Origin of the sequence: Streptococcus parasanguinis, assembly GCF_016648855.1 — a bacterium.
Taxonomy (GTDB): domain Bacteria; phylum Bacillota; class Bacilli; order Lactobacillales; family Streptococcaceae; genus Streptococcus; species Streptococcus parasanguinis_L.
On sequence record NZ_JACLQU010000005.1, the window covers coordinates 26,366 to 39,363 of the forward strand.

Consider the following 12,998-nt stretch of genomic DNA (forward strand, 5'->3'; position numbering starts at 1 on the left):
GAGTTCTCCTATTCTTTATTATTTGCATAATTCAGTGGAATGGTGTGTTCTAGTTTTGAGACATAGTAGGTCTTTTCTTTTTCTGATAGAGTAAAGGTGAAGTTTTCCGAGTGAGTGGTACCTCCAACTTCAAAGGTGGCTTGGACATAAGCGATTAAATCATCACCGTCCTGTTTGAGATAAGTGTAGTCGATCGTTTTGAAAGTGCTATTTGCGATGATATCCACATCCTTAGCAATCAGATTGAGGTTGTCTTGGTTAGTAGTATAGTTGGTAAAGAAGACTTTGAGGAATTTTTCAACTTTTTTACGCTGACCATCTGAAAAGTGATCGTTAGCGGTTAATTGAAGCTGATCGTCTTCGCTAAAGTGTCCAGCTTGTGAGGATTCAATGACAGAGAACCAAGGAAGGCCAGAAATATAATATTTCCCATCTTTTTCATCAAATGGAATATTGAAACCTGTCACAATTTCTTTTTCTTCTGTGTTATTATCCCGACGGATCGTTTCCTTGTATTTGATCTTATAGGTCGCAACCTTCCCTTCTACAGTCACTAACTGAGAATAGAGGAGTTCACTAGGATTTCGAACTTGACCTTGAGCTTTCACATCAGGAATGAAGTTGTAAAAGCTATTTAAGTATTCCACTTGAGCTTGTTGTTTATCTCCTTCTTGCGGAAGGGTGAAATAAGCGTAGACATAGTCGTTCAAGTAGTACTGGAGTTTATAGTCGTATTTTCTACTCGACTCCATAGGCTGTGCCTTTTGTTTTTTAGTAGCCTCCACTTGAGCTTGTAGTGCTCCTACTTTATTTGATAGTGTGATAGCACGAATAGATCCCAAGAGACCAACAAAAAGGAGGAAAGAAATTCCTCCTATGACTGCGATATTGACGGTCTTTTTATTGGTGACTTTTAGTTTTGGTGGACCTTCTTTTTTCTCCACCTTTTTAAAGTGTGAGAGATATTCTTTTGCTTGAAGCAAGTAGCGTTTGGCTTTATCCATAGATCCTCCTTTTAGAGAGCAGCTAGTTCAATGAGCTTTGATCCTTTTGCATAGAGGCGCTTATTGGCTTTTTCGATCTCGCCATTAATGTAATAGTAGCCTCGTAGCTCAGTTTGGAGTTGTTCGATCAGGTCAGGTTTTAGATCCTTGGCTTCTTCTTTTTTTAGGAGACTATTTAATTCTCCAGCCTTGGTCCAAGCCTCTCTGTGATCTTTCTTTTTCAGTAATTCTCCCAGTTCATTCGTGACTTGAGAGACTTTCTTTTCAAAAATAGTTTTAGTGGCCATTTCAATTTCCTTTCTAAATTTTTCTTGATTGTCTTTGATGGTCTTTTGGATATAAGTAATGAGTGAGGGGCGCATTTTCTTATTTACGCTCAACACTTGACCATCTAGCGTGAAACAGGCATGTTCATAGTCATAGAAACCTTTCGCATCTGGTGCTTTTTCGGTAGATCTTCCAGCACATTCATAGTAGAAGTCCTTTCCTTTTCGTAAGAGAACGTACATATGCCAGAATTCTTGTTCTGGAAGAAGCAGAAAATCTGCTTGATAAATCTTCTTCAGCATCTCAAGAAGCCTCAAGCAGATCATCGTAGCCTAGAGCTTGGTAGATAAAATCTGAATCAAACCAGAGCCAGTCATTGATTTGTCCTTCTGTTGGCGTATCACCAGAGAAGATATCTTCACAAATGACGGTTAGGGTATCCACTCCACCACGTTCACGGACAGTGTTCAAGGTGGTTAGTCCACCAGACCAAGCTTTAAAGTTTTCTAGTGAATTGATTTGAACTTTGTATTCCATATAGTTTTTCCTTTCTAGTTTTCATAGTGTTTATTGGCTTTGAGAAGTCGTAACATGGCTTTTCCTCGATCAGTAATCTCTCCGCTGTTCTGAATCATCTTCATGTATTCTGTTTGGAGGATCTTGTCTGCTTCAGTGACTAGTGCAAGAGAGTTAGCAACTTGATAGGTCAGCCAGCGAATCGTTCGCTCAATACTGTATGGTTGTGGATTGGTTGAAAGTTTTAAGGGTTCAACACCTCCAAAGAGTTTTTGCCATTTTTCATCAGGTTTATAGGCTCCGAAGCGAGTGAGACCATCATAGACTTGGATTTCTTTATTGATGATGCCTCTAGCAATTTCTCCGAGATCTACACCATTGATGTATTCTTCCACAATGCCCTGAGCTTTCTGATCTGAAAAACGCAATTCATAGCGATTCCATATACCAAAAATCTCCAAGGATTCGTCCAAGGAGATGTTTTCCATTCGAGCAATTTCATAGCGCTTTTCATAAAAGTTGAAGTAGAGTTGACTTTGACGGCTTCCAAAGTAAATGGACAAGCCGTGATTCGCTTCCATATCTTCATTATCTGTGAAAGATCCACCACCCGTGATATTCCATTTCTTGATCGTGTCTAGGACAATCTCTTTGGAATAGAGTTTATCAATCAGTTTGGGGATTTGAATTTGTTCGTCCTCGTGACCGTACCCTTTATAGAGTTCATCTAGAGCGATATCGAGACGCTTCACCCGAACATCTTCATAGGAATAAAGAATGTTTTGAAGAAAGATCTGCCAAGTAATTCCCTTGTCTTCTAAAAGCAATTCCAGCTCACGGCATCCTTGACCGGATAGTTGAAGACAAGTTTGGTAGTCATTGGTTACAGACTTATCAAAGAAATCAAAAATCCAGATATTCCCTCGTTGCCATAAGTGGGTATAGTTCATGAGACGGGTTTCTTGATCTGTAAATTCGCTAAGGTGGCAGTGAAGGAAGTTTTCACAGAAAGCATCTAAATCCTTTAATCTAGGAAATGTCAATCGTAGATAGTCAATTTGAGCTCGAAGACTGTTTTTATCGCAATCTTGATAGTAACCAAGTTTTTCTTTAAGTTCTCTAAACTTATCAATCGTCAGTCCTCTTTCGCCTGTTTCATAAGAGCGGTAGGTTCTTGTAGGTAGATTAACAGCTTGTGCAAATGCTTTTTGACTAAGTCCTGTTTGTTTTCTGAAATTCTTAATATGAAAAGGACTAATTTTGTCCATTCATCGCAACACCTCTTTCTAACGAAGTGACACACTTTTTTGATGAAAATGACACACTTCATAAAATTTGAAAACCCAACTCCCATAAGGAATGAGGAGGGGTGGACTTGGCGTTTTTGCCAAATGTAACCCCCCTATTAGAAAACGGGGGTTGAAGTTTCATCATGGCCTAGAGACTTCGGGCTACGGTCTGCGCCTGACCTGCGGTCAGGCTTGCCCTTGCCCTTGTCCTAGCCCATGATGAACAATCGTCGCTTCAACTGCTTTTGGATAAGACCTGCGTCCTCCCTCTTCAAATTGAACGAGGATTTCAAGAAGAAGTTTTTCTTGAAAAGGATCCACTAGAATAGCGGATACAGTCCGTTCAAAGATGATCCCTTGTTCTGTTAAGAGATAGATAATCTTGCGTAGGGTTGGCATTTTAAGATTTTGTTCGTCCGCAAATTCCTTGAGTGGTCGTTTGTTTGGTTCGTTTTTTATAGTCTCCTCTTCCTCTATAGGATTAATTGTTTCAACCGGTGGTTTATATTCTTCAAATACTGAGAATACTTCTCCTTCAAACTCCATGATGGGAATTTTAGAGTAGGCATCATAGAAGGAAAAACCTTGATCAAGCGGTACATAGGGAGAGAAAAACTCACCAGCCAGTTCTCCGTTGTTTGCGATATAGCCCCGTCCTTTGACCTTGACTCCATTAATTTCATCCAGCTTTTTGAACTCTTTGGTTTTATTGGCATCTCCAAACATCATGTCATATCCTGTTGATTCTAAATGACCGACGGAGAGACGCTTCATAAAGTTATCCCGAAGAGCCGTTTTGATGAATTCCCCATCAGGCCGTTGCATAGCAAAGATGATAAAGACTCCAGCTTGACGACCTTCTAAAACTAACTGAGAGAGATATTCCATGAGTTCGGACTGTTGGCTATAGTCACGGTCAATCTTTGCCATAAGAGCTGCCCACTCGTCTACAAGAATGAATTTTGGTTTCATGTCATAGTGAGTAAAGTTCTTTCCAGCTTGGAATTTTGGCGAAGTGGACATCCTTTCATAGCGTTTTTCCATGAACTCTACATTCTCTTTAAAACAGTTGATGATATCTTCCTTACTAGTATAAACACGGCCATGAAAGACTGGAATTTTCTTTAATCCAGCAAGGTCCGAATTCTTTGGGTCACAGATATCGACAAAGCCAATTTTAGCTAATGCATAAATTATGGTCATGAGAACAACTGTTTTTCCTCCACCTGTTCCACCGCCGATGAGAAGATGAGGTTCTTCAATATAATCCCAAGATACATCTTTCATGAGCTGGAGTTTGGATCCCTTGACTGTTACTTCATTAATGGTGATCCTGCTATCAATTCGGTTAATAGCAATTTCATATTTGATAAAGCGATTATCAAAGGTTTTATTGCGAAAGTCCCCGTTAAACATGACTTCAAGCGTAGCTCCTAGATTTAAAAAGCGATCTTGGAACTTATTGCCTTCTAGAATGAAGCTCACTTCAATCTTGTAGCGAGACTGTTTGACATACACTTGAGGTAAGGTGATTTTTTCAATGATCTTGTTTTCACGTTTAACCTTTTTAACGAGATAGAGGTTATTTTCTAGCAAGAAACGAGATAGGATTCGAAGACTATTGAGCTTTTGAAAAAAAAGTACCTTCCTGTAGCAAACACGATTAATAAACCAAGATAAGATCAAAGAAAAGATAAATCCAGCTTCTAGAAAATATCCTTGAGGTAAGGGATGGACTTTTAATTCTTCTAAATGTAAGTAGCTGTAGAAACTAATAGCCAACAAAAAAGGAAACCACCAGATAAACCATGTGATTCCCTTTAGTTTACGATGAAAAACTCGAACTCTTTTTCCACGATAGGTAAAGAGTTTCATCCTGAATCACCTCCTAGTTCTCCTTCTTATTTTCTACTGGTTTGTTTTCTTTAGTTGGTGCACTTCCAGCTTTTTTCTTGATTTTAGAAGCAAAGAGCTTATAGATATCATTACGATTGACATGAGTATGCGTAATAACAATATCTTCCAGTTCAACTTCTTCTCGGTATTTAATGCCCAGGTCTTCAATTTCAGACTCAGACATATCTGCGATCGTGAAAAAGAGTGTTTCGTGCTGGACAGAAGAATGAATCCCTACAACAATTCCACGGATCTCACCTGTATTGACTTGTACAAACGATCCATCAGGATTCCGTTGTGAGCGATCCACTTCAAAGATGATATCAGGACCTTCAACACCTCGGAAAGTCAGTTTTCCAAGGACAGCTGGGACATCTAACCCGTCTGTAATAACACGATAAGTCTTGTCAGCAATTTGTAGTTTTTCTCCGTAGTTTAATCCAATTTTAGCCATGTAATTTTCTCCTTTTATTTCTTATTTTTTGATTACCAATTTTTCCGCAAAGACATTGAGATATGGTGCAACAGTATTGCCATTTAAAGCAGTGTCTGGGAAAAAGATTGGGTTGACTGTTTCTACTAGAGCATCTTCTGGAAAGACCGTTGTAGAGGCTGGTGTAATGACATGAAAGGCACCGTGCTCTGCGCTGTTTAGAATGTGACGTTGGTATTTGCCTTCTTTTCCAAAAATAAATTTAGGAGCATTTCCTAAACGTTCATAGTAAGCAGGGCCAATAAATTCTGGTTTCATTTTAAGTGTTTCTGAGATCATAAGATTTTCCTTTCTGAGTGTAAAATAAAAAGAGTTAAGCTAGTTGCTTTACTCTTGAGTAATAGTGGGTAAATAGTTTTCGTTTAAACATTCGACTATAGAATTGAATATCCCCATGAGCATAGCCATTTCTACGAGCATCATCTGCGAGATTGTCTAAATCAATTTGAGCTTGAGCATAGAGTTTAGCCTGTAGTTTATCAGATTCGCTAAACATGCCATAGGTAAATTCATAGTTATCATAGAGTCGTTTACATTGTAGTGCGAAAAAAGTTTGTCATAGAGTTCTCCTTTATTGTAATAAGTAAAAAAGCTACTAAGTGAAAAAAGGAAAGAACTTAGTAGCTTGAGAGTAGGTCTATCTTATTAGATAGACAGCAGTAAAGAAAAGTTATTTGGTTGAAGGATCCCTCCTTCACGGTGGCAACGTTTAGCAAGGTGCTTTGCGTCAATTACCATCGCTTTCCCAGCCAATCTCTTCAGGTAGTCCTCATCATACCCAAGGGATTCTCTTACGCCCTTTGGCGAAGCCAGTTCACTTTACTATTCGGAAAAGTGCGAAAGTCCGAAATGCGTGGAAGCCCACAAAAATGTTTTATATCTTCACTTCAACCATAAAACGGACTTGACTTTACCTATCAAATAGATTACAATAAAGGTACGAAGTTTAGTGTAGTTTGATAGTCAGTCCTCTGGTTGTCAGACGCACTTTTTATTTAATTGTCAATGATCATAATGCCGATAGTTAGGCGTTATTATTTTTAAAACCAATATAACTCTCGGCTATATTTTATATTATATAACCATTGGTTATATTTGTCAAGAGATTATTTGAAATTAATACAAAAAAATTTTAGAGGTTTAAAATGGAATTTTCGGAACGATTAAAAAACCTTAGAAAACAAGCACATCTTACACAAGTCGATGTAGCTGAAAAACTAGGAATTTCGCAACCAGCTTATGCTTCATGGGAACGTGGAGCTAAAAAACCAACACAAGATAATTTAGTCAAGATTGCACAAGTTTTAAATGTATCAATTGATTATTTAGTTGGTAATTCGGATGAACATCTAAAAGAAGACGAGTTAGATAATGTAGAACTTCTTTTCCGTATGAATTCAAATGGTCTAACCGAAGAAGAAAAGGCTATTTTCAAGAAAGAGTTGATCGAGTTTATGGAAAAGAGAAAAAAAGCATTTGAAAAAAATAAGTAAATAAAAAATTAGCCTTTTTTGTTCGATAACTTCATTGATTAAAAGGAGTGTTTTATAAATGGATGTAAAAAAAGAATTTTTGAAAATAATGTCAGAACAAAAAGAAATTGCCTTAGCGACATCTGTAAACAATATTCCAAATGTAAGAATAGTAAATTTTGTTTTTGATTCAACCAATAATACACTCTATTTCGCATCTTTCAAAGATAATGATAAGATTAAGGAAATGGAATCAAACTTTCATATTGCATTTACTACAATTCCACACTCTGGAAATGAACACGTAAAAGCTAAGGGCTTAGTTCAAAAAAGTACCAAAACTATTTTTGAAGTGGCGGACCAGTTTATTGCTAAAGTACCAGGTTACAAAAATACTATTGAATTAGCAGGGGAATCTTTAGTTTTATTTGAAATACGATTTGATACTGCGATCGTCACCAAAGATCTAGAAACAATACAAACTATAGAACTTTAAATTAAAGTTCCAAAAATGGGGATTAAAGTATGGAAAGTTTTGAAATTGAAATACCAAAAATGGAGCATTTTGAAGTTGATGTCAGAAAAAAGGAATTATACAACTATGATTTCCAATCATATTCATTAACTCCACTGCAAAAAGAAGCCTCTTTAGTAGTTGCTAATAAGATTAGAAATAATTTATTTGCTCATATTCCCGAAGCTAAATTATTAAAAAAGCTTGTTGAAAAGAATGATAATGACAATGTAGAATACGTTGCAAAATTATCCGAAGTTGCAAAAGAAAAGTTAAAATCGGGAGAATGGAGTTATGGTATACGAAAAAAGACAGGCGAGACCTATGCAGTATTAAAAGATACTGAATCTGGAAAAATTAAAAGTAGTGTAACCTTAGAGAAAAGGACTGTCAAAGAGTTAGGGAATCTACCTGAGCTTTCTGCAATACAAGGGCAACTAGCATCTATTTCAGAACAAATTGAAAGCTTAAATGAACTAGTTATCCGCGTGGAACAAGGGCAATACAATGATAGATTTTCAGGCTTTTTCAGTGCTCGCCAACTAATTGTAGAGGCCTTAGCAACCAGAAATGAGCAATTAAAAAAAGAATTACTACTTTCAGCGATTAAAGAAAATAATAATACTATTGCAAAACTAATGATGTCAATTTACACAGATGGTTTAGACTTTATCAACATTAAAACCAATTCAAAAGATGCAAAAAGAATAAATACTCTGCTTCAACAATCAATTAGTTACCTATCATCTGCAATGCAGTTAAATGTTGTTGCTTATACGGTATTAGAGGAACATGAGTCTGTTATAGCTGTATTAAGCAATTACAAAGCTTTTACTGAGCAAACTTTACTTGAGCCTAAATATGATGGAAAAAGTTTAGCTTGGAAAATTGATAATTTTACAAAAGGAAATAGCAGCTCTTTTATAAATTTGACACAGAGTATTTCAGAAAATATCAATGCATTGGTTAACCATTCAGAAACATTATTAGTAGAGGAAGATACGAATGAAAGAAGAGAAAGTTAAAACATGTAAATACTTTAGATGTAATAAAGAAGTATACTCTCCAAAAGCAAAATTCTGTGGAGAGCACGAAAGATTTTATAGAGAACACAGGAATAAAATTGGAGGGGCGTTGCTGACTTTTGGAGGAATAGCACTTTCAGCTTTGGTAAAAAAAAGAAATAATTAGACTATGTTTATATATTTAACGTAATATAAAAAAAGTGGACACACATCCACTTTTTTTATATAATAAACTCAACTAAATTGGTTTAGTTTTGTATTTTATACTTAAAGGAGGTATCATTCTTTGGATGAATTGTATACAAGAATAAGTAATTCTACAAAACATGTGTTATACCAGTATATGAAAGATCATGACATTTCATTACTAAATTATAATTTCAACTACTTCTTTCAACACTGTATTCAAGAATATCAGATTCAAGTGATTAGTCACCACTTCTCTAATCGTAAGATTGAAGGATTAACTGTTATCGATGAATTAGGAATTAGTTTTTCCTATGAAAAGGATAATCCAATTGTAAAGCAAAATTTTACTCTATGTCATGAACTGGGACATTTTATCCTAGAGCATGAAGGAAATTATTTTACTGAATCTATTGATAATCAGGAGAACCTACTAGAGCGAGAAGCGAATATTTTCTCTGCTGTAGTATTAATGCCTGACATTGTTTTGTTGTCAAAGATTTATTATAGTTGCGACACCTTTCAACACATTCAAAATAGCCTGGATGTTTCAAAACAGGCATTGTTTTATCGCCTTTTAGATCTTCTTAGAGAATATTATCCTGGAAAGGAAAGTACCATTAAGCAGGCTATCGATGCTTATATTGATGGACAAAATGCCACACTACTCCTTTTGTTTCACGGTGTCAAAGAACAGATTATAAAGGAATTCAACAACTATCAGACTTCTCTAATCAATAAGATTGAGCAATCAGTAATCAAAAAAGGCTTCGTGACTAGTCAAGAATATCCAGAACTTCTAGATCAAGAGAATTGGAAAACAATAAAGACTTACTGTAATAATTTAAGAGTATGGCTCATTTATGACAAAGGAAAATCTATAGCTTATGTTTGGGATAAAAATAAGCTAACGGACAAAGAGGCAAAACAAAAAGCTGAATTGAAATTACTATTAATGTGAGGGAAACGATGTACCAACCAGAAAAACTAAAGGCTCGCAGAAAAGAGCTAAAAATGACTCAAAAAGATATTGCAGATCAATTAGGTATTACCTACCAGGCCTATTCTGCATGGGAGCGTGGAATAAAACAACCATCTAGAGAAAAAGTGCAACAACTAGAGCAGATTCTAAATGTACCGAAAGATTTTTTTACAGAGATCGAAATCGTCCGAATATATAATACTTTATCGGATGAAGGTAAGAATAATGCACTTAGTTATGTCAGAAGCTTAGCTCAAAAAGAACAATGTAAGAATGTTGTTTCGATATCAGAAAAACTATACGAATACCATGTTTACGAAAAAATGTCTGCTGGTATTGGCTCATCGGTTTATAACGATCAGAACTATGATACTGTTTATTTTAATGAAGAACTAGCCCATGATTTCGCCTCATGGATTTCTGGTGACTCAATGGAGCCCAAATATCAAAATGGCTCTGTGGCTCTCATTCGTAAGACAGGATTTGATTATGATGGAGCAGTTTATGCCATAGTCTGTAATAGCCAGACCTACATTAAACGAGTTTATCGTGAAGAGCAAGGCTTACGGTTAGTTTCTATCAATCCAAACTATCAAGATATTTTTTTATCGTATGATGAAGATCCTAGAATTGTAGGAATTATTGTTGGGAACTTCGTACCTTACAAATAATACGTTTTAAACACTTCATACTACTATTTCAAACAAAAATTAAAATTAGATATCCACTTTATATCAGCATTTTATCCACTTCTTTATAGAAAAAAAGAGTTTTTTTCAACTCTCTTTCTTTACAATTACTTTCTTAATTCTTTCTATAATATATATGATGACTATCTACTTTATGATCCAATAGTTCATTAACCGTTACCAAATCATATCCTTGAGACTGTAAATACTCAATAACAGTCGGAAGGGCGTCAATGGAAGTTTGATGGATATCATGCATCAAAATGATGGAACCTGGACTAACCTCATTTTTAATTTCTTGTAGAATAGCATCTGTATTATGAGTCTTCCAATCCAAGGTATCTACATCCCACATTATAAAGGCCTGATCTACCGCATACTGGACAGCACTATTAATGGAACCATATGGTGGGCGAGTAATTTTCGTTTGAATACCTGTCACTTTTTGAATGATATCCTGTGTGTCCATTATTTCATGTTCAACATCGTCCAAAGGTAAGTTTGTTAAAATCGGGTGATCCCAGGTATGAATTCCAATTTCATGGCCTTCTTTATGTACTTTCTTTACTACCTCTGGATATGCAGCAACATTCTTCCCTAACATGAAGAACGTACCTTTAACACCATACCTCTTTAAAATTTCTAAAGCTTGAGGTGTTGTGCTCGGATCTGGACCATCATCAAAAGTTAAGGCAACCATTTTTTTATTCCGTTGTTCTTGATATGCTTCGTAGCCTTTTAAATCTTCAGGTTGAAGTCGATCTATATCGATAACGTCATAAAGTTTCGATAGTGGAACATCAAAAGTTCCCATTCCCTCTATTTCAACTGGTAAGTCAATGAGAAAAGTGCCTTTCTCATAAGTAAATCCCCAGCTGGCCATATCTGATTCTGAAACAACCTGCAAAACTTCTTCAATACGTTCCTCACTTAATTGAAGAAAAACAAGTTGTGATCGTAATTCAATCAGTAATATTTCCTTTACTGCATCACTATCAGCAAACAATTGAGTAAACTGAAAAGCATTTCCGCTATCATCCAAATAGAGTAAAGACAATTTTTCTGATTTTTCACTAATAAACTTATCATTCTTCCATTTATAACGGATACGGTTAATCTGATATGGATGAACACCTACAAAAGGCTCTGTTAAAAGTTCAGTATGATAAAAAAGTAATTTTTGGGGCTGTTTATTTTCTATCACTTCTTGAGGAAGTTCACCTACATCCGCAAGGATTCTATCCCTCACAAGACCAATAGGCTCTCCATCTATTTTAGGATAGTAGGCTTCTAAATAGTTTTCCCCAACCATACCTTTTTGAATGACAGTATTCTTCGCTTTTGCTCGTTCTTCTCTTGTAACTTTCGAGAATTCTTGAGTATAATTCTTAATCGCATTCTTCTCTTGAATTTTTTGATATGTAATAATACCAGCTCCAATTAAAAAAAAATTAACGAATAGCAATACAAGTATTTTAATGTATTTAATTTTCATATCCATTTTATGATCCCCCTTTTTTAACAAAAGGTTTTGAAAAATAAAATTTTCAACACACTATTAACTAGATTTAAAGAGAGTTTTTCAACTCTCTTATTTTCTTATCTCACATAAATATTTCACATGTCCAGGCTCATCAAATTCGTTTTTCTCAATCGCATATACTACATTTGTATCTTTATTGAGAAATAGAACCATGGAATATGGAGACATGAAACTTGCTTTTTCTTCTAAGAACCAGTTGTCAAAACATTGATTCCCTTCGTACAACACAATTCTTTCATAGTCATCTACATCTTCACTTCCTGAAAGGCGTGCTCTTACTTCAAAATTAGCGCTAGGCTCTTTTCTTAAAAGATCACCAATCCAATATGTAGCTTGTTGAAGTGAATAGAAATCAGCAATTCCCCAACGGAAATAATCTCCCATTTTTTCTTCTACAAATTCAAAATCTTCAGTGGTGTCCATATCTCTAAAACTTGTTATTCTCATCTAGTAATCTCACTTTCTATTTATACAACTTGTTCTATTTTATAAGTAACAGTAAGCAACAAGGCTAGCTTATTATTTAAAGGATATTTCTTAGTTGTAGTAATTTAATTCAACTCCTTATATAAATTTATTATAGCAAATTTATATAGTTTTGTCAAATTCGTAGGATTTGGTACACTAGGAAAACTGAGAATCAATTCATAACCAAGAAAGACTATAATATAAAAACGCTCAATCCCTTTGTATAGGATAAGCGTTAAATGACAAGAGCAAAAGAAAAGATTAATTATTGTGGTCAATTTTCATCTAAATCCTTCAGTGCCTTCTTATAAGCCTCACTATCTTTCTTATAATAATCACGCTCTACACCAGAGATATCTACAGTAAAGACACCATTTTCATATATATAACTTGTTGTACGGTTTAACATTTGCGAACCCATTAACTCAATTGTTTCATTCTTTCGATCAATTACAAAATTGTCAGCAACACTACTATCAAGTATCCCTTTATTTCCTGAGATAGTAAATGCTCGTTCATTTCTAGATTCACTAACCCAATAATATTCCCCATCCAAAGTCTGATTTCTTTGATTAGAGCATGAAATTAAAGGCATACTCAAAATCGTTAAAAATAGTAGAATCAATAGTTTATCCAATGTAATACCTCCTTAAT

General features: G+C 35.3%; 17 protein-coding genes. 6 read left to right on the forward strand and 11 right to left on the reverse strand.

The features are described 5' to 3' along the window. Nucleotides 1-8: 8 nt before the first annotated feature. The 8 genes from H7T92_RS04450 to H7T92_RS04485 all read right to left on the reverse strand — a co-directional run bounded on the left by H7T92_RS04450 (nucleotide 9) and on the right by H7T92_RS04485 (nucleotide 5,961). Nucleotides 9-1,004 (reverse strand): conjugal transfer protein, encoded by a 996-nt coding sequence (locus H7T92_RS04450; protein WP_201037198.1) that lies wholly within the window; start codon nucleotides 1,002-1,004, stop codon nucleotides 9-11. An 11-nt stretch (nucleotides 1,005-1,015) separates the two neighbouring features. After that, on the reverse strand, nucleotides 1,016-1,573 hold the full coding sequence (locus H7T92_RS04455) for a conjugal transfer protein (protein ID WP_201037199.1): 558 nt from the start codon (nucleotides 1,571-1,573) through the stop codon (nucleotides 1,016-1,018). 1 nt (nucleotide 1,574) lies between these two features. Further along, nucleotides 1,575-1,808, reverse strand: coding sequence for a hypothetical protein (locus tag H7T92_RS04460; RefSeq protein ID WP_000456042.1), 234 nt, complete (start codon nucleotides 1,806-1,808; stop codon nucleotides 1,575-1,577). 14 nt (nucleotides 1,809-1,822) lie between these two features. Continuing rightward, the gene (locus tag H7T92_RS04465) at nucleotides 1,823-3,055 is read right to left on the reverse strand and encodes a replication initiation factor domain-containing protein (protein ID WP_201037200.1); all 1,233 of its coding nucleotides are present in this window, start codon (nucleotides 3,053-3,055) and stop codon (nucleotides 1,823-1,825) included. A 207-nt stretch (nucleotides 3,056-3,262) separates the two neighbouring features. Continuing rightward, the gene (locus H7T92_RS04470) at nucleotides 3,263-4,951 is read right to left on the reverse strand and encodes an FtsK/SpoIIIE domain-containing protein (RefSeq protein ID WP_201037201.1); all 1,689 of its coding nucleotides are present in this window, start codon (nucleotides 4,949-4,951) and stop codon (nucleotides 3,263-3,265) included. 13 nt (nucleotides 4,952-4,964) lie between these two features. After that, nucleotides 4,965-5,426, reverse strand: a complete 462-nt coding sequence (locus tag H7T92_RS04475; RefSeq protein WP_001062573.1) for a hypothetical protein — start codon at nucleotides 5,424-5,426, stop codon at nucleotides 4,965-4,967. A gap of 21 nt (nucleotides 5,427-5,447) precedes the next feature. Further along, on the reverse strand, nucleotides 5,448-5,744 hold the full coding sequence (locus H7T92_RS04480) for a hypothetical protein (RefSeq protein WP_006149313.1): 297 nt from the start codon (nucleotides 5,742-5,744) through the stop codon (nucleotides 5,448-5,450). Between the two features lie 34 nt (nucleotides 5,745-5,778). After that, nucleotides 5,779-5,961 (reverse strand): hypothetical protein, encoded by a 183-nt coding sequence (locus H7T92_RS04485; protein WP_195968996.1) that lies wholly within the window; start codon nucleotides 5,959-5,961, stop codon nucleotides 5,779-5,781. A gap of 649 nt (nucleotides 5,962-6,610) precedes the next feature. Here H7T92_RS04485 and H7T92_RS04490 point away from each other — a divergent pair. The 6 genes from H7T92_RS04490 to H7T92_RS04515 all read left to right on the forward strand — a co-directional run bounded on the left by H7T92_RS04490 (nucleotide 6,611) and on the right by H7T92_RS04515 (nucleotide 10,315). Beyond that, the gene (locus H7T92_RS04490; RefSeq protein WP_049502657.1) at nucleotides 6,611-6,958 is read left to right on the forward strand and encodes a helix-turn-helix domain-containing protein; all 348 of its coding nucleotides are present in this window, start codon (nucleotides 6,611-6,613) and stop codon (nucleotides 6,956-6,958) included. A 58-nt stretch (nucleotides 6,959-7,016) separates the two neighbouring features. Next, a complete protein-coding gene (locus H7T92_RS04495; protein WP_201037202.1) occupies nucleotides 7,017-7,433 on the forward strand; it encodes a pyridoxamine 5'-phosphate oxidase family protein in 417 nt (138 codons plus the stop codon). Nucleotides 7,434-7,462: 29 nt separating this feature from the next. Beyond that, complete coding sequence (locus tag H7T92_RS04500; RefSeq protein ID WP_201037203.1) at nucleotides 7,463-8,476, forward strand: hypothetical protein; 1,014 nt, start codon at nucleotides 7,463-7,465, stop codon at nucleotides 8,474-8,476. Next, complete coding sequence (locus tag H7T92_RS04505; RefSeq protein ID WP_049502660.1) at nucleotides 8,457-8,642, forward strand: hypothetical protein; 186 nt, start codon at nucleotides 8,457-8,459, stop codon at nucleotides 8,640-8,642. Before H7T92_RS04500 ends, H7T92_RS04505 begins: the two co-directional genes overlap by 20 nt. A gap of 120 nt (nucleotides 8,643-8,762) precedes the next feature. Beyond that, nucleotides 8,763-9,623, forward strand: coding sequence for an ImmA/IrrE family metallo-endopeptidase (locus H7T92_RS04510; protein WP_201037204.1), 861 nt, complete (start codon nucleotides 8,763-8,765; stop codon nucleotides 9,621-9,623). 8 nt (nucleotides 9,624-9,631) lie between these two features. Next, nucleotides 9,632-10,315 carry a LexA family transcriptional regulator gene (locus tag H7T92_RS04515; RefSeq protein ID WP_201037205.1) on the forward strand — a complete coding sequence of 228 codons (684 nt, stop codon included), beginning with the start codon at nucleotides 9,632-9,634 and terminating at the stop codon, nucleotides 10,313-10,315. A gap of 133 nt (nucleotides 10,316-10,448) precedes the next feature. On the opposite strand, the gene H7T92_RS04520 is transcribed toward H7T92_RS04515, so the two are convergent. From H7T92_RS04520 to H7T92_RS04530, 3 genes are all read right to left on the reverse strand, one after another. Continuing rightward, the gene (locus tag H7T92_RS04520; RefSeq protein ID WP_260314284.1) at nucleotides 10,449-11,834 is read right to left on the reverse strand and encodes a polysaccharide deacetylase family protein; all 1,386 of its coding nucleotides are present in this window, start codon (nucleotides 11,832-11,834) and stop codon (nucleotides 10,449-10,451) included. 90 nt (nucleotides 11,835-11,924) lie between these two features. Continuing rightward, nucleotides 11,925-12,323 carry a hypothetical protein gene (locus H7T92_RS04525; protein ID WP_201037206.1) on the reverse strand — a complete coding sequence of 133 codons (399 nt, stop codon included), beginning with the start codon at nucleotides 12,321-12,323 and terminating at the stop codon, nucleotides 11,925-11,927. 295 nt (nucleotides 12,324-12,618) lie between these two features. After that, the gene (locus tag H7T92_RS04530) at nucleotides 12,619-12,981 is read right to left on the reverse strand and encodes a hypothetical protein (RefSeq protein ID WP_201037207.1); all 363 of its coding nucleotides are present in this window, start codon (nucleotides 12,979-12,981) and stop codon (nucleotides 12,619-12,621) included. Nucleotides 12,982-12,998: the final 17 nt, after the last annotated feature.

What these genes read in the sequence shown, in the direction of transcription:
- H7T92_RS04525 (WP_201037206.1), bottom strand. Translation starts at nt 12,323, where the DNA reads ATGAGAATAACAAGTTTTAGAGATATGGACACCACTGAAGATTTTGAA.
- H7T92_RS04505 (WP_049502660.1), top strand. Translation starts at nt 8,457, where the DNA reads ATGAAAGAAGAGAAAGTTAAAACATGTAAATACTTTAGATGTAATAAA.
- H7T92_RS04495 (WP_201037202.1), top strand. Translation starts at nt 7,017, where the DNA reads ATGGATGTAAAAAAAGAATTTTTGAAAATAATGTCAGAACAAAAAGAA.
- H7T92_RS04450 (WP_201037198.1), bottom strand. Translation starts at nt 1,004, where the DNA reads ATGGATAAAGCCAAACGCTACTTGCTTCAAGCAAAAGAATATCTCTCA.
- H7T92_RS04490 (WP_049502657.1), top strand. Translation starts at nt 6,611, where the DNA reads ATGGAATTTTCGGAACGATTAAAAAACCTTAGAAAACAAGCACATCTT.
- H7T92_RS04455 (WP_201037199.1), bottom strand. Translation starts at nt 1,573, where the DNA reads ATGCTGAAGAAGATTTATCAAGCAGATTTTCTGCTTCTTCCAGAACAA.
- H7T92_RS04465 (WP_201037200.1), bottom strand. Translation starts at nt 3,055, where the DNA reads ATGGACAAAATTAGTCCTTTTCATATTAAGAATTTCAGAAAACAAACA.
- H7T92_RS04460 (WP_000456042.1), bottom strand. Translation starts at nt 1,808, where the DNA reads ATGGAATACAAAGTTCAAATCAATTCACTAGAAAACTTTAAAGCTTGG.
- H7T92_RS04475 (WP_001062573.1), bottom strand. Translation starts at nt 5,426, where the DNA reads ATGGCTAAAATTGGATTAAACTACGGAGAAAAACTACAAATTGCTGAC.
- H7T92_RS04470 (WP_201037201.1), bottom strand. Translation starts at nt 4,951, where the DNA reads ATGAAACTCTTTACCTATCGTGGAAAAAGAGTTCGAGTTTTTCATCGT.
- H7T92_RS04520 (WP_260314284.1), bottom strand. Translation starts at nt 11,834, where the DNA reads ATGGATATGAAAATTAAATACATTAAAATACTTGTATTGCTATTCGTT.
- H7T92_RS04480 (WP_006149313.1), bottom strand. Translation starts at nt 5,744, where the DNA reads ATGATCTCAGAAACACTTAAAATGAAACCAGAATTTATTGGCCCTGCT.
- H7T92_RS04500 (WP_201037203.1), top strand. Translation starts at nt 7,463, where the DNA reads ATGGAAAGTTTTGAAATTGAAATACCAAAAATGGAGCATTTTGAAGTT.
- H7T92_RS04515 (WP_201037205.1), top strand. Translation starts at nt 9,632, where the DNA reads ATGTACCAACCAGAAAAACTAAAGGCTCGCAGAAAAGAGCTAAAAATG.
- H7T92_RS04485 (WP_195968996.1), bottom strand. Translation starts at nt 5,961, where the DNA reads ATGTTTAGCGAATCTGATAAACTACAGGCTAAACTCTATGCTCAAGCT.